This window comes from Streptomyces sp. FXJ1.172 (assembly GCF_001636945.3).
Lineage (GTDB): Bacteria > Actinomycetota > Actinomycetes > Streptomycetales > Streptomycetaceae > Streptomyces.
The window spans coordinates 3,900,540-3,921,475 of sequence record NZ_CP119133.2; the positions used below are offsets into that span (position 1 = coordinate 3,900,540).

The 20,936-nt window shown below is 70.8% G+C and carries 16 protein-coding genes; 7 read left to right on the forward strand and 9 right to left on the reverse strand.

The genetic code is table 11. The annotated features are described in order from the left end of the window. The first annotated feature begins 18 nt into the window (after positions 1-18). The gene (locus tag A6P39_RS17240; protein ID WP_067041928.1) at positions 19-1,629 is read left to right on the forward strand and encodes an N-acyl-D-amino-acid deacylase family protein; all 1,611 of its coding nucleotides are present in this window, start codon (positions 19-21) and stop codon (positions 1,627-1,629) included. 15 nt (positions 1,630-1,644) lie between these two features. Here the strand turns inward: A6P39_RS17240 and A6P39_RS17245 are convergent, their stop codons facing one another. Both A6P39_RS17245 and A6P39_RS17250 read right to left on the reverse strand, forming a co-directional pair. Continuing rightward, positions 1,645-2,478 (reverse strand): trypsin-like peptidase domain-containing protein, encoded by an 834-nt coding sequence (locus A6P39_RS17245; protein WP_067041926.1) that lies wholly within the window; start codon positions 2,476-2,478, stop codon positions 1,645-1,647. A 484-nt stretch (positions 2,479-2,962) separates the two neighbouring features. Further along, positions 2,963-3,457, reverse strand: a complete 495-nt coding sequence (locus tag A6P39_RS17250) for a hypothetical protein (RefSeq protein WP_275883869.1) — start codon at positions 3,455-3,457, stop codon at positions 2,963-2,965. A gap of 187 nt (positions 3,458-3,644) precedes the next feature. Between A6P39_RS17250 and A6P39_RS17255 the strand changes: the two genes are divergently transcribed. Both A6P39_RS17255 and A6P39_RS17260 read left to right on the forward strand, forming a co-directional pair. After that, complete coding sequence (locus A6P39_RS17255) at positions 3,645-4,856, forward strand: pyridoxal phosphate-dependent aminotransferase (RefSeq protein WP_067041924.1); 1,212 nt, start codon at positions 3,645-3,647, stop codon at positions 4,854-4,856. Between the two features lie 89 nt (positions 4,857-4,945). Then, entirely contained in the window at positions 4,946-5,365 is a 420-nt protein-coding gene (locus tag A6P39_RS17260) for an SCO4983 family protein (RefSeq protein ID WP_067041921.1), read from the forward strand. A 215-nt stretch (positions 5,366-5,580) separates the two neighbouring features. Here the strand turns inward: A6P39_RS17260 and A6P39_RS17265 are convergent, their stop codons facing one another. Beyond that, entirely contained in the window at positions 5,581-7,398 is a 1,818-nt protein-coding gene (locus tag A6P39_RS17265) for a phosphoenolpyruvate carboxykinase (GTP) (RefSeq protein WP_067041918.1), read from the reverse strand. Between the two features lie 308 nt (positions 7,399-7,706). Between A6P39_RS17265 and trhA the strand changes: the two genes are divergently transcribed. From trhA to A6P39_RS17285, 4 genes are all read left to right on the forward strand, one after another. After that, entirely contained in the window at positions 7,707-8,420 is a 714-nt protein-coding gene (gene trhA / locus A6P39_RS17270; protein ID WP_067041916.1) for a PAQR family membrane homeostasis protein TrhA, read from the forward strand. Positions 8,421-8,537: 117 nt separating this feature from the next. Continuing rightward, the gene (locus A6P39_RS17275) at positions 8,538-10,085 is read left to right on the forward strand and encodes an MFS transporter (RefSeq protein ID WP_067041910.1); all 1,548 of its coding nucleotides are present in this window, start codon (positions 8,538-8,540) and stop codon (positions 10,083-10,085) included. A gap of 5 nt (positions 10,086-10,090) precedes the next feature. After that, positions 10,091-10,723, forward strand: a complete 633-nt coding sequence (locus A6P39_RS17280) for a TetR/AcrR family transcriptional regulator (RefSeq protein ID WP_443052876.1) — start codon at positions 10,091-10,093, stop codon at positions 10,721-10,723. A gap of 32 nt (positions 10,724-10,755) precedes the next feature. Further along, a complete protein-coding gene (locus tag A6P39_RS17285) occupies positions 10,756-11,478 on the forward strand; it encodes a Mut7-C RNAse domain-containing protein (RefSeq protein WP_067041905.1) in 723 nt (240 codons plus the stop codon). A gap of 3 nt (positions 11,479-11,481) precedes the next feature. Here A6P39_RS17285 and A6P39_RS17290 read toward each other — a convergent pair whose 3' ends face one another. From A6P39_RS17290 to A6P39_RS17315, 6 genes are all read right to left on the reverse strand, one after another. Further along, positions 11,482-13,893 (reverse strand): galactose oxidase-like domain-containing protein, encoded by a 2,412-nt coding sequence (locus A6P39_RS17290; protein ID WP_067041903.1) that lies wholly within the window; start codon positions 13,891-13,893, stop codon positions 11,482-11,484. Then, on the reverse strand, positions 13,890-15,059 hold the full coding sequence (locus A6P39_RS17295) for a glycosyltransferase (protein ID WP_067041901.1): 1,170 nt from the start codon (positions 15,057-15,059) through the stop codon (positions 13,890-13,892). Before A6P39_RS17295 ends, A6P39_RS17290 begins: the two co-directional genes overlap by 4 nt. After that, positions 15,056-16,711, reverse strand: coding sequence for an ArnT family glycosyltransferase (locus tag A6P39_RS17300; RefSeq protein WP_067041899.1), 1,656 nt, complete (start codon positions 16,709-16,711; stop codon positions 15,056-15,058). Before A6P39_RS17300 ends, A6P39_RS17295 begins: the two co-directional genes overlap by 4 nt. Further along, positions 16,708-17,976 (reverse strand): glycosyltransferase, encoded by a 1,269-nt coding sequence (locus A6P39_RS17305; protein WP_067041897.1) that lies wholly within the window; start codon positions 17,974-17,976, stop codon positions 16,708-16,710. Before A6P39_RS17305 ends, A6P39_RS17300 begins: the two co-directional genes overlap by 4 nt. A 224-nt stretch (positions 17,977-18,200) precedes the next feature. Beyond that, positions 18,201-20,234 (reverse strand): thioredoxin domain-containing protein, encoded by a 2,034-nt coding sequence (locus A6P39_RS17310; RefSeq protein ID WP_067041894.1) that lies wholly within the window; start codon positions 20,232-20,234, stop codon positions 18,201-18,203. Beyond that, entirely contained in the window at positions 20,215-20,805 is a 591-nt protein-coding gene (locus A6P39_RS17315) for an ArsR/SmtB family transcription factor (protein ID WP_067041891.1), read from the reverse strand. Before A6P39_RS17315 ends, A6P39_RS17310 begins: the two co-directional genes overlap by 20 nt. Between the last annotated feature and the right edge of the window lie 131 nt (positions 20,806-20,936).

The following is a 20,936-nucleotide window of genomic DNA, read 5'->3' on the forward strand; positions in this document are numbered from 1 at the left end:
CCGCGGGAGGCACCGGCCGTGGAGCAACTCGTCATCCGGGACGCCGACGTCGTCGACGGCAGCGGCGAGCCGTCGTACCGCGCCGATGTGGTGATCGACCGCGGCCGGATCGTCTCCGTGGTCAAGGAGGCCGCCGCGGCCGGCTGTCAGCGCCCGCGCGCCGTGCGGGAGCTGGACGCGGAGGGCCTGGTCCTCTCCCCCGGCTTCATCGACATGCACGCCCACTCCGACCTCGCCCTGCTGCGCGACCCCGATCACAGCGCCAAGGCCGCGCAGGGCGTCACGCTGGAGGTCGTCGGGCAGGACGGGCTGTCGTACGCCCCGGTGGACGACCGCACGCTCGAGGAGGTGCGGCGGGCGATCACCGGGTGGAACGGGTACGGCGACGACATCGACTTCGGCTGGCGGTCGGTCGGCGAGTACCTGGACCGGCTGGACCGGGGCATCGCCGTCAACGCGGCCTATCTCGTTCCGCAGGGCACGGTCCGCGCGCTCGCCGTCGGCTGGGAGGACCGCGCGGCCACGCCCGAAGAGCTGGACCGGATGCGGCAGTTGGTGGCCGAGGGGCTGGAGCAGGGCGCGGTCGGGATGTCCTCCGGGCTGACGTACACGCCCGGCATGTACGCCCCGGACGCCGAACTGACGGAGCTGTGCCGGGTGGTGGCGTCGTACGGCGGCTACTACTGCCCGCACCACCGCTCCTACGGCACCGGTGCCCTGGAGGCCTACGCCGAGATGGTCGCCCTCACCCGGGAGGCGGGCTGCCCGCTGCACCTGGCCCACGCGACGATGAACTTCGGCGTGAACGCGGGCCGGGCGCCCGAGCTGCTCGACCTGCTCGACCGGGCCCTGGACGCGGGCGCGGACATCACCCTGGACACCTATCCCTACACCCCGGGCTGCACCACGCTGGCCGCGCTGCTGCCGAGCTGGGCGAGCGCGGGCGGCCCGCAGGAGATCCTGGCCCGGCTCGGCGACCCGGCGACGGCCGAGCGGATCCGGCAGGACCTGGAGGTGTCCGGCGCGGACGGCTGCCACGGGGTGCCGGTGGAGTGGGAGACGATCGAGATCTCCGGCGTCGCCGACCCGGCGCTGGGCGCGTACGTGGGCCGAACGGTCCGGGAGACGGCGCGGCTGCGCGGCGAGGCCCCGTGGGACACCGCCCGCCGTCTGCTGCTGGCGGACCGGCTCGGCACGACGGTCCTCCAGCACGTCGGGCACGAGGAGAACGTCCGCGCGATCATGCGGCACCGCGCCCACACCGGCGGCTCGGACGGCATCCTGCAGGGCGCCAAGCCGCACCCGCGCGCGTACGGTACCTTCCCGCGCTATCTCGGCCATTACGTGCGCGAGTTGGGGGTGCTGACGCTGGAGGAGTGCGTCGCCCGGCTGACCTCACGGCCCGCGGCCCGGCTCCGGCTGCCGGACCGCGGACTGGTGCGCGAGGGGTACCGGGCCGACCTGGTGCTGTTCGACCCGCAGACGGTGGCGCCGGGCGCCACCTTCGCCGAGCCCCGCAGGCTGCCGACCGGTATCCCGTACGTCTTCGTCGACGGCAGGTTCGTCATCGAGGACGGCAAGCGGACGGACGTGCTCGCCGGCCGGTCCGTCCGCCGTACCCCGGTGTGACGGCCCTTGCGCCCCTTACGGCTTGGGCAGGGTGCAGCCGGAGGCGCTCAGGTCCAGCTTGTTGCCGGTGGTGAAGCAGGCCGGGATGCCGTACGTCTCCTCGGCGTAGTTGATGCCCTGGTGGATGGTGACGTTGCCGTTCTCGTCGACCTCGCAGGGGTTGTTCTCCGTGCAGGTCTCGCCGTCCTCGTTGCCGGTGTTGTTGACGGCCACGACCTTGCCGGTGGCCGTGTCGATCACCGGGGAGCCGGAGGTGCCGCCGATGGTGTTGCAGGCGGAGGTGTAGCGGACGGAGTCCTTCCAGGTCCAGTCGCCCTCCTTCAGCCGGTACACGAAGCCGTCGATGCTGCAGCTGTAGATCGTCTTCCAGTAGCCGGAGACGACCTTGATGGCGGCGCCGGCGGTCGGGTGCGTGTCCTGCACGGTGAGCGGGCTGATGCCGTACTTGCTCTTGATCGCCGCGTACGTGGTGGTGGTGCGGTAGATCGTGATGTCCGTGTCCGTCATGGTCGAGTACACGACCTGGTTGGCACGCAGGGTGGCGACCTTGGAACCGGCGGAGTTCAGCAGGCCGAAGGTACGGCTGGAGGACTGGCCGGTGATGACCTGGCCCGGGTCCGGGAAGCCGGTCTCCAGGCAGTGGCCATTGGTGAGCACGAGCGCCGGGTCGGTGTCGGCGGAATTGGGGAAGCGGATCACGGAGCCGGAGCAGTTGCTGAGCGCGACGGTGCCGGCGAAGTCGACCGTCGCCGCGGCCGCCTTGGCGGTGTGCGGCGCGGCGACCGCCGGGGTCGCGCCCAGCCCGGCCAGGGCCACGGAGGAGAGCACGGCAAGGAGAGGCTTGTTCATGTGGGGGTCCCCTCTTACGACTTGGGCGACCGGAGATCTTCCGGCCGCCCTGCTTGTCATGCACATTTTCATTGCCGAGGGGTGCGTGAACAAGAAGGCGAGTCAGGTCGTAGGGGTTTCCCTGTGCCGGAAGGGTGCGTCAACTCCGGTGCGGCCAAACCTGGTTGGGAGCGGCTGTCGCGCGAAGGCCGGTCGCGGAGGTCAGTGGTGACGCCGCCCGGCTCCGTGACCGCGCCCCCGGACGCCGGGGGTCCCGGACGCGGATGCCGTGGGGTCCGCCGTCGCTCCGGTGGGCGTGGCCACGGGGGCGCCGGACGTCGCCGGGGCGGGGGTGGTGGCGGGTGCCGTGGCGGCCGGACCGCCGGCCCCCCGCCACGGGAGACCCGGGCGGCCGGGGAGGCGGCCGGGCCGGATGCGCCGTCGGTGGCGGAGGCGGCGGGGCCGCGGGGCTCGGTGGCGGAGTCGCCGGTCACGCGTCCGCCGCCTACCGGACCGGACCCGTCCGGCGCCGGGAATCCGAGCCGCCCGCCAGGGCGGCGAGCACCGCCGCCGCACCGGCCACCCCCAGCGCCCCGGCGACGACCGCGACCCGGCGCCTACCACCGGTACGCCGCCCGGCCGCACGCCGCCGCGCGGCCCGGCCCTCGCCCGGCCCGTACGGCTCACGCGGCTCGGCCGGCCCGTACGGCTCGGCCGGCACCGCTGGTTCGGCCGGTTCGGTCAGCGAGGGCAGTTCGCGGGTGTCGTCGTAGGCGGTCTGCCAGCCGTGGGCGGCGGCAGGATCGGCGTACTCGTCGTACGCCGGAGCGGAGACCGGCTGGGGCAGGTACACACTCGGCGGTCCCGAGGCCGGCTGCGGGTGGCCGGCGGCCTGCGCCGGCTGCGCTGCTTGTGCCGGCCGCGCGCCGTACGCGTCCGGCCGGTCCCCGGGGGTGACACCCCGTCCGGAGCCGTCGCTCGTCCCCGCCTGTCCGTGCACTCCCCGCCCCATTCCGCCGCGCCGTGCGTACAAGCCGCCCGCTCGGGCCCCCACCCGCAAGCGGCACCGCATTCTAGGGACGCAAGCGACTCCCGAGACAGCCAACGGCGATATCCGGGCAAAACCGGTGTCCCACGTGGTGGAAAACACGACCCATGAGGCATTACCGGGCCGTAAGCTCACGGACATGCAGGTGATCCAGTCGACCAAGCTCGCCAACGTCTGTTACGAGATCCGGGGCCCGGTGCTCGAGGAGGCGATGCGGCTCGAGGCGGCAGGTCATCGCATCCTCAAGCTGAACACCGGCAACCCGGCCGCCTTCGGCTTCGAGTGCCCGCCGGAGATCCTGGAGGACATCCTCCGCAACGTCTCGACGGCGCACGGGTACGGCGACGCCAAGGGCCTGCTGGCCGCCCGGCGCGCGGTCGTCATGCACAACCAGACCCTCGGCATCGAGACCGACGTCGAGCACGTCTTCATCGGCAACGGCGTCTCCGAGCTGATCGTGATGGCCATGCAGGGGCTGCTCGACGACGGCGACGAGGTCCTCGTACCGGCCCCGGACTACCCGCTGTGGACCGCCGCCGTCTCCCTGGCCGGCGGTACGGCCGTGCACTACCGCTGCGACGAGCAGGCCGACTGGATGCCCGACCTCGCCGACATCGAGCGCAAGGTCACCGACCGCACCAAGGCGATCGTCATCATCAACCCGAACAACCCCACGGGCGCCGTCTACGACGAGGCGATGCTCCGGGGGCTGACGGACATCGCCCGCCGGCACAACCTGCTGGTCTGCTCCGACGAGATCTACGACAAGATCCTCTACGACGACGCCACGCACACCCCGACCGCGAAGATCGCCCCCGACCTGCTCACCCTCACTTTCAACGGCATGTCGAAGGCGTACCGGGTGGCCGGGTACCGGGTGGGCTGGATGTCCATCTCCGGGCCGCGCTCGCACGCGGACTCCTACATCGAGGGCCTGACGATCCTGGCGAACATGCGGCTGTGCGCCAACATGCCGGGGCAGCACGGCGTGGTCGCCGCGCTCAGCGGACGCCAGTCGATCAACGACCTGGTACTGCCGGGCGGCCGGCTGAAGGAACAGGTGGACACCGCGTACGAGCTGCTGACGCAGATCCCGGGCGTGAGCTGCGTGCGCCCCAAGGGCGCGCTGTACCTCTTCCCGCGGCTCGACCCCCAGGTCTTCAAGATCAAGGACGACCGGCAGATGGTCCTGGACCTGCTGCGCCAGGAAAAGATCATGGTCGTCCAGGGGACGGGCTTCAACTGGCCCGAGCCGGACCACTTCCGCGTGGTGACCCTCCCGACGGTCGGCGACCTCCGGGACGCGGTCACCCGGATCGGGAACTTCCTGGACGGATACAGCCAGCCGTAGTCGACGGACTTCATTCCGTGACACGGCTCAACTTTAGACGAAATCCAAGCTAGGATGGCTTCCTGTCAGAGCACAGGAGGCCATCCCCCATGTACGAACCGATCCGCGCCAAGTCGGTCCACAGCACGATGGCCGGCACCGCCTCCGACTTCCCCCACCGGTCGCGCGAGGAGGAGTTGGACATCCAGCTCGCCGGCCACCTCGCCGCACTGCTCGCGGCCACCGACGAGCTGCGCGGGCTGACGCCGTCGGCCGACCTGGAGACCGCCGCCGAGCGGCTCGCCGAGCAGGTGGCCCGGCTCCGGTACGGCCGCGCCCCGCTGCGGGCCACGCCGTCCGCCACCGGTGACCCCGCCGGGCTGCACCGGCGTGCGCACACCCTCGCGGGCCGCGCGCTCGTCGTCGCCGCGTCGCGTGCCGACACGGCGGTGGCGATCCTGACGGCCGAGCGGATGGACGCGCACGCCGCCGCGCTCAGCGACCCGAAGGAACTCAGCCCCGCCCGCTGATCCCACCAGGGGTCCCCCGATCGGCCCCGGTCCGCGCGCACCCGCAGCGACGCGCGGACCGGGCGCCATTCACTGCGCCGGCTCCGGCCGAGGCGCACTTCCGGAAGCAACGGGTGCCCCGCACGCCATTGTGCGGGGCACCCGGGGTCGTACCACGGCCGGTCGTGACGATCACTGGTCAGGGCATCCCAACCGGCCGTGGAGTCTCGAGGGGACTAGCCGAGGCGCTTCACCAGCGCGTGGTACTGGTCCCACAGCTCCTTCGGGGTGTGGTCGCCGAAGGTGTTGAGGTGCTCGGGGACGAGTGCCGCCTCCTCGCGCCAGACGTCCTTGTCGACCGTGAGCAGGAAGTCCAGGTCGGAGTCGGACAGTTCGAGGCCGTTGGTGTCCAGGGCCTCCTTCGCCGGCAGGATGCCGATCGGGGTCTCGACGCCCTCGGCCTTGCCGTCCAGGCGCTCCACGATCCACTTCAGGACCCGGGAGTTCTCGCCGAAGCCCGGCCAGACGAACTTGCCCTCGTCGTTCTTGCGGAACCAGTTGACGTAGTAGATCTTCGGCAGCTTGGACTGGTCCCTGTCCTTGGCGACGTCGATCCAGTGGCCCATGTAGTCGCCCATGTTGTAGCCGCAGAACGGCAGCATCGCGAACGGGTCGCGGCGCAGCTCGCCGACTTTGCCCTCGGCCGCGGCGGTCTTCTCGGAGGCCACGTTGGCACCGAGGAAGACGCCGTGGTTCCAGTCGAAGGACTCGGTCACCAGCGGCACCGCGGAGGCGCGCCGGCCGCCGAAGAGGATCGCAGAGATCGGCACGCCCTTGGGGTCCTCCCACTCGGGCGCGATGATCGGGCACTGCGAGGCGGGGACGGTGAAGCGGGCGTTGGGGTGGGCGGCCGGGGTCTCGGCGGCCGGCGTCCAGTCGTTGCCCTTCCAGTCGGTCAGGTGGGCGGGCGCCTCCTCGGTCATGCCCTCCCACCACACGTCGCCGTCGTCGGTGAGCGCGACGTTGGTGAAGACCGCGTTGCCCCACAGGGTCTTCATCGCGTTGGCGTTGGTGTGCTCACCGGTGCCGGGCGCGACGCCGAAGAAGCCGGCCTCGGGGTTGATCGCGTACAGGCGGCCGTCCTCACCGAAGCGCATCCAGGCGATGTCGTCGCCGATGGTCTCCACGGTCCAGCCGGAGACCGTGGGCTCCAGCATGGCGAGGTTGGTCTTGCCGCAGGCGCTCGGGAAGGCGGCGGCAACGTACTTGGACTCGCCCTGCGGCGGGGTGAGCTTGAGGATCAGCATGTGCTCGGCCAGCCAGCCCTCGTCACGGGCCATGACGGAGGCGATGCGCAGTGCGTAGCACTTCTTGCCGAGCAGGGCGTTGCCGCCGTAGCCGGAGCCGTAGGACCAGATCTCGCGGTCCTCGGGGAAGTGCGAGATGTACTTGGTGGAGTTGCACGGCCACGGAACGTCCTGCCGGCCCTCCTCCAGCGGGGCGCCGAGGGTGTGCACGGCCTTCACGAAGAAGCCCTCGTCGCCCAGTTCGTCGAGGACGGCCTGGCCCATGCGCGTCATCGTGCGCATGGAGACGGCGACGTAGGCGGAGTCGGTGATCTCCACGCCGATCGCGGACAGCGGGGAGCCGAGCGGTCCCATGCAGAAGGGGACGACGTACATGGTGCGGCCGCGCATGGAGCCGCGGAACAGGCCCTTCTCACCGGCGAAGATCTCCCGCATCTCGGCGGGGGCCTTCCAGTGGTTGGTCGGGCCGGCGTCCTCCTCCTTCTCGGAGCAGATGAAGGTCCGGTCCTCGACGCGCGCGACGTCGGTCGGGTCGGAGGCGGCGTAGTAGGAGTGCGGGCGCTTGATCGGGTCGAGCTTCTTGAACGTTCCCTTGGCGACCAGCTCTTCGGCGAGCCGCTCGTACTCGGCCTCGGAGCCGTCACACCAGACCACGCTGTCCGGCTGCGTCAGTTCGGCGATCTCGTTGACCCACGAGATCAGTTCCTGATGGTTGGTGGGGGCGGGAGCCGCGTTGTCGCGCGCCACGATTGCTCCTAAGTGAGGGATTTTTACCCTGGTGAGGGATTTTGTCCTTGGTGCCCCGTGGGGGCTGCGACCCGGATGCTTCGTAGCCGCTCATCCGGTGCCGACCGCACTCATTTGATCATCCGACGCCGATGCGCATCTGTCCAGAGGGAGTCACAGGTGAGCGGAGTGACCAATGCCACGATTTCCATGATTCTTTGCGTCCATGTTGGATTCAACTGAAGGTTCTTTTGCGTTCGCCCCGATCTGCGTCAATCACGAACAGGCACTGACGAGCGACTTACGGTGGCGTAGGTACCATGCGGCCCATGACTGCGTCCGCCTCCGACGCGCCCATGGACTCGCCGGTCGCCGACCGCGGTCCCGTCGCGCTCTCCGTGTCGCTCCCGGCCAAGCCCCGGCTCCGCGGCTGGCTGCATCTCGGCATGTTCCCGGCCGTACTCGTCGCGGGCCTCGTGCTCACCGCTCTCGCCGACTCCACCAGAGGCCGCATCGCCTGCGGCGTCTACGTCCTCACGGCCTGCCTGCTCTTCGGGGTCAGCGCGCTGTACCACCGGGGCAACTGGAGCCCGCGGATGGACGGCGTCCTGCGCCGCCTCGATCACGCCAACATCTTCCTCATCATCGCGGGCACCTACACCCCGCTGACCATGCTGCTGCTGCCGGGCGCGAAGGGCGAGTGGCTGCTGTGGGGGATCTGGGCCGCCGCCGCGGCCGGCATCGTCTTCCGCGTCTTCTGGGTCGGCGCCCCGCGCTGGCTCTACACGCCCTGCTACATAGCGATGGGCTGGGCGGCCGTCTTCTTCCTGCCCGACTTCCTGCGCACCGGGGGCATCGCCGTCCTGGTCCTGGTGATCGTCGGCGGCCTGCTCTACAGCGCCGGCGGGGTCATCTACGGCATCAAGCGGCCGAACCCCTCACCGCGCTGGTTCGGCTTCCACGAGGTCTTCCACTCCTTCACGCTCGCCGCGTTCGTCGTGCACTACGTCGGCATCTCGCTGGTGGCGTACACCCACGGATAACCCTCACCGCTCCCGCCGCTCCCACGGCCACGGCTCTTGCGAGCCGTGGCCGTTTTCTTTCTCCCGACAGTCGGACTCGATTGACAGCACCAGTATTTTGGAAGCTACTCTCATTTCATGGCTGATGTCACTCCGAACCCCCGGCGCTGGTGGGCCCTGGGGGCCCTGGTCGCGAGCATGCTCACGCTCGGCTTCGACATGACGATCCTCAATGTGGCGCTGCCGACGATGGCCGGCGAACTCGGCGCCACCACCGGCCAGCAGCAGTGGATGGCGGACGCCTACGTCGTCGTCTTCGCCGCCCTGATGCTGCCCGCCGGCCTCCTCGGCGACCGGTTCGGGCGGCGCAGGATGCTGATCACCGGTCTCGCCCTCTTCCTCGTCGGCTCGCTGATGGGCGCGCTCGCCTCGGACATCAACTGGGTCATCGCGGCCCGGGCGTTCATGGGCATCGGCGGCGCGCTCGTCACCCCGCTCGCTCTGTCCGTGCTGCCCTCGCTCTTCGGCCCCGACGAACGCACCAAGGCCGTCGGCGTCATCTCCGCCGCCTCCGCGCTCGGACTGCCGCTCGGCCCGATCATCGGCGGCTGGCTGCTGAACCACTACTGGTGGGGCTCGGTCTTCCTGATCAACGTCCCGATGGCCGCGATCGGCATCGCCGCCTGCGTCTTCCTGCTCCCCGAGACCAGCGACCCCGCCTCCCCGCGGGTCGACCCGCTGTCGACGGCGCTCACCGCGACCGGACTCGGCACCCTCATCTACGCGATCATCGAGGCGCCCGGCCGCGGCTGGAGCGACGCCCTGATCCTGTCGATGTTCGCCGCCGCCGCGGTGCTGCTGACCGCGCTGGTGCTGCGCGAGCGGCGGCTCGCCCGCCCCATGCTCGACATGACGCTGCTGGCCCACCGCGGCTTCCTGTTCAACACGTTCGCCGCGACCCTGGCGATGTTCGTCCTGTCCGGCCTGATGTTCGTCCTGCCCCCGTACATCCAGGCCGTCCTCGGCCATGACGCCTTCGGCACCGGTCTGCGGCTGCTGCCGATGATGGGCGGCCTGATGGTCGCCGCACGGGGCGCGCAGCCGGTCGTCGCCCGGTTCGGGCCGCGTGCCGTGGTGAGCGCCGGTCTGGTGGTGCTGGCCTTCGCCGCGCTGCTCGGCAGCCGTACGACGGTCGACTCCGGCTACGGCTTCACCGCGCTGTGGCTCTCGATCACCGGCATCGGCTTCGGCTTCTCCATCGTGCCCGCGATGGACGGCGCCCTCGGCACCCTGCCCCGCGACCGGGCCGGCAGCGGCTCGGGCCTGCTCATGACCCTGCGCCAGGTCGGCGCGGCGATCGGCATCGCCCTGCTGGGCAGCCTGCTCGCGGGCGTCTTCCGCGACCGGCTCGACGTCACGGGGCTGCCCGAGCCCGTCGCGCACACCGCCGGCAACTCGGTGGTCGCCGCGCACCTGATCGCCGAGAAGACGGCTTCAGCCCACCTCGCCGCCTCCGCCGACGACGCCTACGTCCACGGCATGGGCGTGGTCCTGATGGTGTGCGGCATCGCCGCGCTGGCCGCCGCGCTGCTGACGGCGGCCCTGCTGCCGAGGACGGCGCCCGCACGGGAGGCGGAGGGCATCGGAGCCGACATGGTCGTCCCGGCGGAGGATGCCCGACAATGAACCGTATGACGGCCGCACGTTCCTCCTTCTCCCCCACCGACCGCCCCCGCCTCGGCCTGCGCGAACGCAAGAAGATCAAGACCCGCGAGGCGATCCGCGCCGCGACCTACGCGCTGATCAAGGAACAGGGGTACGACGCCACGACGGTCGAGCAGATCGCCGAGCGGGCCGAGGTGTCGCCGTCGACCGTCTTCCGCTACTTCCCGACCAAGGAGGACATCGTCCTCACGGACGAGTACGACCCGCTGATCGCCGACGAGTTGCGCGCCCGGCCCGCGGACGAGTCGTGGATGGACTCGCTGCGGTACGTCATGCACAAGGCCATCGAGGCGAACATGAACGAGGATCCCGAGGTGGTACGCATGCGGACCCACCTCGGGGTGCAGGTCCCGGCCGTGCGCTCGCGGATGTTCGAGAGCATGTCGCAGACCGGCCGCCTGCTCCGCGGGGCGCTCGCCGAGCGCTCCGGCCTGGACCCCGACAGCCTCGAGGTCCGCGTCTACGCGATGTCGTTCATCAGCGGCCTGCTGGAGGTCTCCATGTACTGGGCGGAGAACGACTTCGAGGGCGAGCTGCGCGACCTCATGGACCGGGCGCTGGACGTCATGGAACACGGTCTGCCCCGCGAAAACCACTGAGGCGGCGACAGCCCGCGTGCGATGCTGACGAAGTGAACGGAGTCGAGATCCACGTCGAAGTCGCCCCCGCGCTCCACCTGTTCGTGCCGGCCGCCCGGCGGGCCGGCGCGACACCGCTCGGCACGGACGGCGTCTCGACGCTCGGCCATGTCATCGAGTCCCTCGGCGTCCCGCTCACCGAGGTCGGCGCGCTGGTGGTGGACGGCCGCGCGGTGCCCGTCTCCCACATCCCGAAGGCGGGCGAGAGAGTGGAGGTCCGGGAGGTGCAACGCCCCCAGCAGGTCCCCGGCGCCCCGCTCCGCTTCCTGCTCGACGTCCACCTCGGCACCCTGGCCCGCCGCCTGCGCCTGCTCGGCGTCGACGCCGCCTACGAGTCGACCGACATCGGCGACCCGGCACTCGCCGCCCGCTCGGCGGCCGAGAAGCGGGTGATGCTCAGCCGCGACCGGGGCCTGCTGCGCCGCCGCGAACTGTGGGCCGGTGCGTTCGTCTACAGCACCCGCCCCGACGACCAGCTGCACGACGTCCTCGACCGCTTCGCCCCCGCCCTGCGCCCCTGGACCCGCTGCACCGCCTGCAACGGCCTGCTCAGGCAGGCCACCAAGGACGAGGTCGCCGCCCAGCTCAAGCACGGCACCCAGCGCTCGTACGACGTCTTCGCCCAGTGCACGGACTGCGGCCGCGCCTACTGGAAGGGCGCGCACCACGACCAGCTGGAGGCCATCGTGGAACGCGCCCTGACGGAACACGGCTAGGAACTAACGCCTGCTCCCACCGCCCTTCACATCGCCCCTGTCACAGGCGATTCCGTTCCGGTCCGGGTCCAGCCCCAGGGGATCGTCGGCTCCGTTGACCTTCAGACGGCCGTAGTCGTTGCGCTGCAGCCAGGCACAGCGCGCCGCGGTCGTCTTCCTCACCTGCGCCGGGAAGGCCGTCGGCACACACACGTTGACCGAGCCGTAGTGCCGGTCGCAGCCGGACAGGGTCGGGCTGACCTGCTGGGACGTGCGCTTCTTGCCCGGGCCCGCGACCTTGCCGGTGAGGGAGTCGGCGAAGGCGTGGATGTGCGGGGAGGCGGCGGTCAGGGCCGCCGGGCCCGTCAGATGCACCCACTGGGCCACCGAGGGCACCCCGTTGGCGTCGACCGCGAAGAGCATGTACCAGCCGGGCGGCGCCAGGTTGGGGTTGTTGGTCACGTTCAGGTCGACGTTGTTGCCGTCGACCGAGAGCGGCAGGTCCACGAACCGCTGGTTCGGGTCGGAGGAATGCGTCACCGCGGCCGGGCGGATCAGCTCCGCCTTGGCGATCGGGCGGTCGACGGTGATCCGCTGGGTGTCGCCGTACTTCCACTCCTGGCTGATCACCGAGGTGATCGTCGGGCGGGTGCCCTTGTAGAGGTACGGCGGGGTGTAGATCGACACGTTGTGGTTCCAGCTGCCGTTGCCCGGGTTGTCGCCGGTGGCCATCACCCGGCCGTCGGGCAGCAGGAACGCCGAGGAGTGGTAGCCGCGGGACTCGGGGTCGGCGGCCACCTGCTGGAAGGCGTTGGTGGCGGGGTCGTAGAGCGAGGACTCGTACACCGGGTTGGCGCGGTTGTGCAGGGCGCCGCCCGTCTCCAGCACCTTGCCGTCGGGCAGCAGCACGGTGGAGACGTACATCTTGCCCTGGCTGCCGGTCTCCGGGACCTTGCCGTTGCCGAGGTCGACCGTGCCCTGCGGGAGGGGCGGCCCGGCGACGTACGACGGGTTGGCCTGTTTGAGGTCGATCAGGTCGGTGAGGCGATTGGCGTCGGGGTTGGAGTCGATGTTGCCGCCGCCGACCGTCAGCACCCGCTGGTCCTGCGCCGGAGGCAGCAGCACGGACGACGACTGGTCCCGCTGGTCCTTGTTCTGCAGACCCGGGATCTGGGTGACCGTGTTGGCGCCGTAGTCGTAGACCGCCGAGCCGGTGCCGGGGATGTTGTTGCCGAAGACGTGGCTGCCCGTGTAGAAGAGGCGGCCGTCCTGCATGAGGATCATCGCCGGGTACAGGCCCCAGAACGACCAGGTCTGGTTGACCTTCCATGTCGGCAGCCACTGCTGGTCCTTGTCGGACCAGCGCTCGGCGGTCACGGACCCGGTGGAGTCCTCGCGCAGCCCGCCGAAGGTGATGACGTCACCGTTGCCCAGCTCGGTCGCCGACGGGTACCAGTGGCCGTCGTTGAGGTCGTTGGTCCTGGTGTACGTCTCGGTCTTCGGGTCGAAGATGTACGAGTCCTTGAACCCCTCGTAACCGTGGGTGCCGTTCGGGTCCGGATAGGACTTGTTGCCGCTCAGCACGAGCACCCGGCCGTCCTGGAGCTGGACGTGCCCCGCGCAGAACATGTCCTTCGGGGTCGGGATGACCTGGTACGTGCCGTTCGCCGGGTCGTACACCGCGCTCGTGAACGTGCCCGCGTTGAAGGCGTCCTGGCTGTTGCCGGAGCCGGCGATCAGCAGCACCTTGCCGTTGCTGAGGACGACGGAGTGCATGGAGCGGACCGGGTTCTGCGTCGGCAGCACCGACCAACTTCCGTTCGCGCACTGGTCGTTGGTGCCCGTGCACTGGGCGGGCGGGGTCACGTCCGGGACCTGGTCCATGGTGTAGTCGTCGGTGGTCGCCGAGCCGGTGCCGTAGACGGAGACACCCCAGGTGATGCGGTCGGTGCCGGGCGGGATCTCGGGGGTCCGGACGGTGGCCTGCGTCCAGGCCGAGGCCATGTCGAGGGTTTTGACGTCGGTCCAGTACTGCCAGCCGGCACTCGTGTCGTGCCGGAACAGCGTGACGTTGGCGTCCGGGGTGGTGGTCTTGTACCAGACCCCGAGGTCGTACTGCTTGCCGACGGTGACGGCCGGTGCGCAGTCGGCGGTCTCGGTGAGCATCGCCTTGCGGTCGCCGGAGACCCGGCGGGTCAGCGTCACCTTCATGGCCGCCGACCCCGAGTGGGCGTCCGAGGTCGTCTCGAAGCTGAAGTCGTTGTCGCCCCAGCCCGACTTCTCCCAGCAGTACGGCATGCCGTCCGTACCGGCGGTCTCGAAGCCCGGGTTCTTGATCAGGTTGGCGGCCTCGGCGCTCTGCGGCGCGGCCAGGAGCAGACCGGCGGTCAGGGCACCCACCCCGGCCAGCGCGGTCCGTCTGCGGTACTTGCTCAAGCGGCTCTCCTTGCTCGGCTCCCCCGGCGGCGGGGGAGGTAGACCAGCGCTTCGGTCCCGGCGAAGCGCACGACGAACGTCATGACCAGCGCGAGCGCGGTGGCCGGCAGGGCGCCCATGCCGAACCGGCCGACGAGCAGCGCGATGAGCGGGATGCGCAGGACCAGGTCGGCGTTGGCGAGCAGGCCGAACCGGCCGAGCCGGTCCCACCAGCGGCGGTGTGCACGCCGGTCGCGGAACAGCAGCTGCTCGATGAGCAGGAAGTTCCAGGCGACGCCGAGCTGGTTGGCGAGGATCTCGGCGAGCACGTAGTGCACGCCGAGGGCGGTGAGCGCCCACAGTCCGGCCAGGTTGGGCACGAAGCCGCTGGCACCGATCAGCCCGAAGCCGGCCATGCGGGCGGCCGGTGACGCGGTGCGCAGCCCGGCCAGATGGCGCAGGAAGCGCAGGCCCTCCCGGGTGCTGGACTTGGACTCGCCGGCGAACCGGTCCCGGAAGACGAACGGCACCTCGGCGACCTGCCGGGGCCTGGTACGCACGGCCAGCTCCAGCAGGATCTTGTAGCCGAGGGGCTTGAGCGTCTCCGGCGTGACCGCACCGCGCCGGACGGCGAAGAAGCCGCTCATCGGGTCGCTGATACCGTGCAGCCGGCGCGGGAAGAGGGCCTTGGTGAGCCAGGTCGCACCGCGCGAGACGGCCACCCGGTAGCCGCCGGCGAGCCCGGCCCGGCTGCCGCCCTCGACGTACCGGGAGGCGACGACCAGGGCGGCGTTGGTCCGCTCGCCGGTGGCCACCAACTCCGGTATCAGGGACGGCGGATGCTGGCAGTCGCCGTCCATGACGACGATCCACTCCGAGGTTGCGGCTTTGATCCCCTCGACGACCGCCCCGCCGAGCCCGCCGGCGGGTTCCGCACGGTGCAGTACGGCCACCGGGAACGGGCAGTCCTGGGCGGCCGCGCGGATCACCTCGGGCGTGTCGTCGGTGGAGTCGTCCACGAAGAGGACCTCACAGGGCAGCCGTGCGGGCACCGACTCGGTGATCTGCCGCAGCAGCTGCCGGATGTTCGCGGACTCGTTGAAGGTCGGGACGACGACAGTGACGGCGCCCGGTTCGGCGACCTCCGCGGCGTCGAGGTCCTGTGCCGGGGCGGTGTACTCGCTCATCGGGTGCCTCCCGTGACCGCCGGGTCCTGGATCCGGCGGATCTCGATGCGGTCCGGGCCGCTCCCGAAGGTGGCGACCGGCGTGGAGTGCCGGATGGCGGCCCTGACGTTCGGCAGGTCCTTGGCGTCGCGGCGGACGGTCGGCGAGGCGACGACGTAGTCCACGTCCCGCCAGCCGTGCGGCATGGTCTTGGTGACGGCCGGGTCGAGGTCGGCCTTGTAGAACCAGATGGCGCCGAGCCCGGGCCGGTACCCGGCGTGGACGAGGTCCAGCCAGAGGGCGTCGTCGACGAGGACCCGGGTGTCCTTCGGGTCCGCCACCTCGGTGCTGAGCCAGTGGGAGGCCTGCCGGTAGGGCTTGTTGGCGTCGGCGGTGACGGCGGTGCGGTCACCGTCGTACCAGCGGGGTACGACATAGGCGCCGGCGGCGAGGGCGAGGACGGCGGCGAGTGCGTACCGGCCGCCGGTGACGTAGCGCTTCTCGTGCTCCGACCGCCCTCTGCGGGTGACCACCTGCGCGACCGAGGCGGCGCCGCCGGCCAGCACCAGGGCGAGGAAGGGCAGCGCGCCGATGACGTACATGGCGGGCAGGTAGCCGCCCGGCCTGAGGGCGACCAGGGCGAGGATCGCCACGGTCAGGGACGGGCCGGCGAGCGCGCGGGCGGTGACCGACCAGCGCCAGGTCACGGTCAGCAGCACGGCTCCGGCGAGGCCGCCGAGGGGCAGGACCCGGTCGTAGTACAGCCACGAGTGCAGCACGCCGTACGAGCCGGAGCCCTCGTCGAGGATGAAGCCCGAGCCCGGCCGGGACATCTGGTAGGTGATGCCGTCCCACAGGGAGACGTGCCCGGCGCCGGGGAACAACTCGCCCTTGAGCAGCGCGAAGAGCGGATACGACAGACCGATCAGGGCGCAGGCGGTGACGGCTCCGGTGAGGGCGAACTTGCGGGTGTCGCGGTGGCTGTGCCGCCACATGGTGACGAACAGGGCGGGCAGGACGACGAGCATCGTCTCCTTGGTGAGCACGGCCGCGGCGGCGGCGAGACCGGCGCCGAAGTGGTGCCAGAGGTGGCGGCTGGGCGAGGCGGCCAGGCAGAACGCCAGCAGCAGCCACATCACGGCGATGTTGTCGAGGAAGATCTCCCGGCTGAGCACGACCGCGAGCGGGGAGAGCCCGAGCAGGGCCATGCCGAGCCCGGCGGCCCAGCGCGGCAGCGAGAGCCGGCGGCCGAGGACGTACACGAGGACCGCGCCGGCACCGCTGACCAGCAGCATGGCGATCCGCATGGTGCCGACGGTCATGGAGCCGGGGCTGAACTTCGAGGGGATCCAGCCGAGCAGGGCTATCTGGATCCAGCCGAGCGGCGGGTGGTCGTACCAGTAGGTGTAGTGGGCGAGGCCCCGGCCCTGCTGGACGGCCCAGGCCTGGGCGAGGTAGGTGCCCTCGTCGTCGCTGAGGGCCGGGTAGTCGGCGATGTTCCAGCCCTGGACGACGAGGATCGCGAGGAGCAGCGCACCGCACAGCAGCAGGTCGGGACGGGAGGAGCGGAGTCGTACCGGAGGCTCGGTTCGACCGGTCGGACGGCTCGTGGGCACAGGTCGGCCCTGCGCGGGGACCGTGGTTGCGGTCACCGCGGGAAGAGTGGAGGTCACGCGGTAACGTCCTCTCGGAGGGCTTCGGCCGCGGTGAGGTGCGCGCCGACGTGCGTGGTCAGCTCCCAGTCGTTGCGGCCGCGTTGCTCGCGCCACACGGCACGGATCGCGGCACCGGCGAGGAGCACCTGGTAGAAGGGGCCGCCCACGATGAGCTTCACGTAGTGGGCGAGGCGGACCCTGAGGCCGTACTGGACGCCGAAGTCGTGCAGGCCGACCATCTCGAAGACGAAGGTGACGACGGCGGTGACCAGCGGCAGGAAGGTGAGGAAGGCGATGCCGACGGGGACGTCGAGGAAGAGCGCGACGGCCGCGTTGAGCGGGATGATCACGCCGGAGAAGGCCTGCATGAACGGGGTCATCAGGGTGTAGCGGGCGAGCAGCCGCTGCCCGAATCCCGGCAGGTGGCGCCAGTCCTTCTTCCGGTACACCTGGAGGAAGCCCTGGTTCCAGCGGGTGCGCTGCTTGAGCAGCGACATGAGCGAGCCCGGGGTCTCCTCCCTGGTCACCATGTCGGAGTCGTAGGCGACGACGACCTTCTTGCCGACGGACGACAGCCGGACACCCAGGTCGCAGTCCTCGGCGAGGCAGTTGGGGTCCCAGCCGTCGGCTTCCCTGAGGATGTCCGTGCGGACGAAGACGGTGTTGCCGCCGAGCGGGATGAACCCCTTCTGCGCGTGCAGGTGCAGCCGGGAGCGGAACCAGAAGAAGTACTCCAGGCAGTTGCGCAGGCTGTACCAGCTGGAGTGGAAGTTGATGAGCTGGACGCCCCCCTGGACGACGTCCGCCTGCGTCGTCCGGAAGGCGTGGTCGACGTGGGCGAGCAGCTCCGGGTGGACCTGGTCCTCGGCGTCGAAGACCCCGACGACGTCGCCGCGGCAGTGCGGCAGCGCCGTGTTCATGGCCTTGGGCTTGTTCTTCTTCTCGTGGGTGTCGACGACGACCCTGACGCGCGTGTCCCGGGCGGCGGCCCGCTCGGCCACGGCCGTGGTCTCCGGGTCGTCGTGCCCGACGATCACGATGATCTCGAAGTCGGTGTGTGTGGACTCCAGCAGCCGCTGGATGGTGTGGTCGAGCACCGCCTGTTCGTGGCGGGCCGGCAACAGCAGTGAGAACGACACGTGTTCGTCGCCGTCCGGTCTGCCGAAACGGGTGGAGGCCAGCACCTCGGGCGTGCGCCACGCGTGCATCTGCCACCACAAGGTGAAGGCCGCCATCCAGAAAAGGGCAAGCGAGACGGCAGCAATGAAGACAGACGTCAGCAAAAGATCCCCCCAGATCCCCCTGAAACCCCCTGTACGCACGACGGACCGTCATCGGCGGGTTACCCGTCGTGTCGCTGTGGAGATCGTAGGGGGGATCTGTGAAGCGCGGGCACTCTTCCGATAAATAGCTTGTTTCGTAACGGGGGCACGGGAAGCGGTATCTATCCGAACACCTGCCCACATCCGGACAGTTCGGGGCAACCGCTTTCCCGCGTTTCCACTGCTCAGTGCGGGCTCAACACCGTCCGCAACCGCTCCGGATCGGTCGTCGGGGCGTCGCAGGTGAAGTGACGGCAGACGTAAGCCGCCGGTTGACCGGCCACCAGCGGACGGCCGGAAAGCAGCGGGAACTCATCGCTCTCCGGAGCGCCGACGGCGACCACGGCGCCTGGGGCCGTGGCCAGAAGTGCCGTACGGTGCAAGGCGGTTGTCCCCTCGTCGGCCGGGGCGGTGCCGACGACGGCGACCTCCTTGGGCCCGTCGAGGAGTGCCTCGGCGACGGCGAGCCCCCAGCCGATGAACCGCGGCACACGCGGCCCGAGCGCGGTGACGACGCCCAACGCCCGCTCGGCGGCGCTGCGGTGGACCTCGGAGCCGGTGTGCGCGGCATAACCGAGCAACGCGCCCGCCGCGGCTGTCCAGCCGGAGGGAGTGGCGTTGTCGGTGGGGTCCTGCGGCCGGCGGATGAGCCGCTCGGCGTCGGCGGCCGTGTCGTACAGGGCGCCGGTCTCCGGGTCGGCGAAGCGGGCGAGCACGTGGTCGAGGAGCAGCCCGGCGAAGTCCAGCCAGACGCCCTCGCCGGTGACGGAGGCGAGCGCGAGGAAGCCCTCTGCGACGTCGCCGTAGTCCTCCAGCACGCCGGCGCCCGGGCCGGTACGGCCGTCCTTGCTGGTCCGGGCGAGCCGGGCGTGCTCGTCGAGGTGCACCCGCACGAGGAGGTCGGCGGCGCCGAGGGCGGCCTCGATCAGGTCGGGCCGCTCGAAGTAGGCGCCGGTCTCGGCGAGCGCGGCGATCGCGAGGCCGTTCCAGGCGGCGACGACCTTGTCGTCCCGTGCGGGCGCGGGGCGGGAGGCACGCTCGGCGAGGAGCCGCTGCCTGATGGAGGCGGCCTTCCCGGCGTCGAGGACGCCTTCCGCCTGCGGCAGCTGGAGGACGGACCGGCCGTGCTCGAAGGTGCCTTCGCCGGTCACGCCGAAGTACTCGGCGGCGAGGTCGCCGTCCGTGTCCCCGAGGGCGGCGCGCAGCCGCTCGGGGGTCCAGACGTAGTACGCGCCCTCGACGTGCCGTCCGCTGCCGTCGTCGCTGTCGGCGTCGAGGGCCGAGGCGAACCCACCCTGCTCGGTGCGCAGTTCACGCACGAGGAAGTCCGCCGTCTCCAGGGCGACGCGCCGGGCGAGGCCGGAGCCGGTGGCCCGCCACAGGTGCGCGTAGACGCGGCACAGCAGCGCGTTGTCGTAGAGCATCTTCTCGAAGTGGGGCACGACCCAGTCGCGGTCGACGGAGTAGCGGGCGAACCCGCCGCCCAGCTGGTCGTAGATCCCGCCCCGGGCCATGCGCTCGCACGTGTCCTGGACCATCTGGAGCGCGCCCTCGGAGCCGGTGCGCGCGTGATGGCGCAGCAGGAACTCCAGCACCATGGACGGCGGGAACTTCGGCGCCCCGCCGAATCCGCCGCGCTGCGGGTCGTACTCCCGGGTCAGTCCGAGAAGCGCCTGCGCCGCCTCCTGCTCGCCGGGCGCCCGGTCGCCCTGGTGGCTGATCTCCCGCTGGGCGAGGTCGCGCACGATCTTCCCGGCGACCTCGCTCACCTCGTCGCGCCGGGTGTCCCAGGCCTGCCGGACGCCTTCGAGCACCTGCCGGAAGGAGGGCATGCCGTGCCGGGGCGCGGGCGGGAAGTAGGTCCCGAAGTAGAAGGGTTCGGCGTCCGGGGTCAGGAACACGGTCATGGGCCAGCCGCCCTGGCCGGTGGCGGCCTGCACGGCCTCCATGTAGACGGCGTCGACGTCGGGGCGCTCCTCGCGGTCGACCTTGATGTTGACGAAGTGCTCGTTCAGGTAGTCGGCGGTGGCCTGGTCCTCGAAGGACTCGTGGGCCATGACGTGGCACCAGTGGCAGCTCGAATACCCGACGCTCAGCAGGACGGGCTTGTCCGTCCTGCGGGCGTCGTCGAACGCGCCGGCCGACCAGGGCCACCAGTCGACGGGGTTGTCGGCGTGCTGGAGGAGATACGGGGACGTCTCATCGGCCAGTCGGTTCACCGTTCCACTCTCCCACGGGCTCGGGGACGGCGTAGAAACGCATCATCACCGGGCGCGCCCCGTCGGGTGCCTGCTCGCGCGCGTGCCCGTATCGGCCGAGCAGCGCGTGGTACTCCCGCATGAAGTCCAGGAGTTCCTCCCTGGTCAGCCAGGTGCCGTGGCGCTGGACCTGGGCCCAGCCCTCGGGGCCGCGGTACTCCTGGTGGGCGCGGCGGTACAGGGCGGTGTCGAACTCGATCTTCAGATGGGCGAGCCGGGCCGCGGCCTCGTACTCCTGCGGGTCCATGGCCGCGGGGTCGGGCGTGGTGTGGCTGAAGGGCAGCGACCGCCACCAGCGCTCGCGCCCGCCGGACTTCTCCGGGATCTCCTCGATGAGCTTCTGCTCGGCGAGTTTGCGCAGGTGGTAGCTGGTGGTGCCGGAGCTTTCGCCGAGTTCGCGGGCGAGGACGGTGGAGTTCGCCTCGCCGTGCCGGCCGAGGTATTCGAGGATCCGGCGGCGCAGGGGGTTGCCGAGGGACTTGTAGAGGGCGGTGCGCTCCAGGCCGGTCATCTCGGGCATGCCGTCGGTCATGCCGCCACGGTAACCCTGAGAACCCTGAGCCGTCCCTGAGAACTGCCGAGATTTCTTTGCAGAGTTTTCTCTGCGGTCTACGGTGGATGCAGTCGAAAGGTCCGGGGAGCAGCCGGAGGGGCTGCGGGAAG

What these genes read in the sequence shown, in the direction of transcription:
- A6P39_RS17245 (WP_067041926.1), bottom strand. Translation starts at nt 2,478, where the DNA reads ATGAACAAGCCTCTCCTTGCCGTGCTCTCCTCCGTGGCCCTGGCCGGG.
- A6P39_RS17280 (WP_443052876.1), top strand. Translation starts at nt 10,091, where the DNA reads ATGACGGCCGCACGTTCCTCCTTCTCCCCCACCGACCGCCCCCGCCTC.
- A6P39_RS17275 (WP_067041910.1), top strand. Translation starts at nt 8,538, where the DNA reads ATGGCTGATGTCACTCCGAACCCCCGGCGCTGGTGGGCCCTGGGGGCC.
- trhA (WP_067041916.1), top strand. Translation starts at nt 7,707, where the DNA reads ATGACTGCGTCCGCCTCCGACGCGCCCATGGACTCGCCGGTCGCCGAC.
- A6P39_RS17260 (WP_067041921.1), top strand. Translation starts at nt 4,946, where the DNA reads ATGTACGAACCGATCCGCGCCAAGTCGGTCCACAGCACGATGGCCGGC.
- A6P39_RS17295 (WP_067041901.1), bottom strand. Translation starts at nt 15,059, where the DNA reads ATGAGCGAGTACACCGCCCCGGCACAGGACCTCGACGCCGCGGAGGTC.
- A6P39_RS17255 (WP_067041924.1), top strand. Translation starts at nt 3,645, where the DNA reads ATGCAGGTGATCCAGTCGACCAAGCTCGCCAACGTCTGTTACGAGATC.
- A6P39_RS17315 (WP_067041891.1), bottom strand. Translation starts at nt 20,805, where the DNA reads ATGACCGACGGCATGCCCGAGATGACCGGCCTGGAGCGCACCGCCCTC.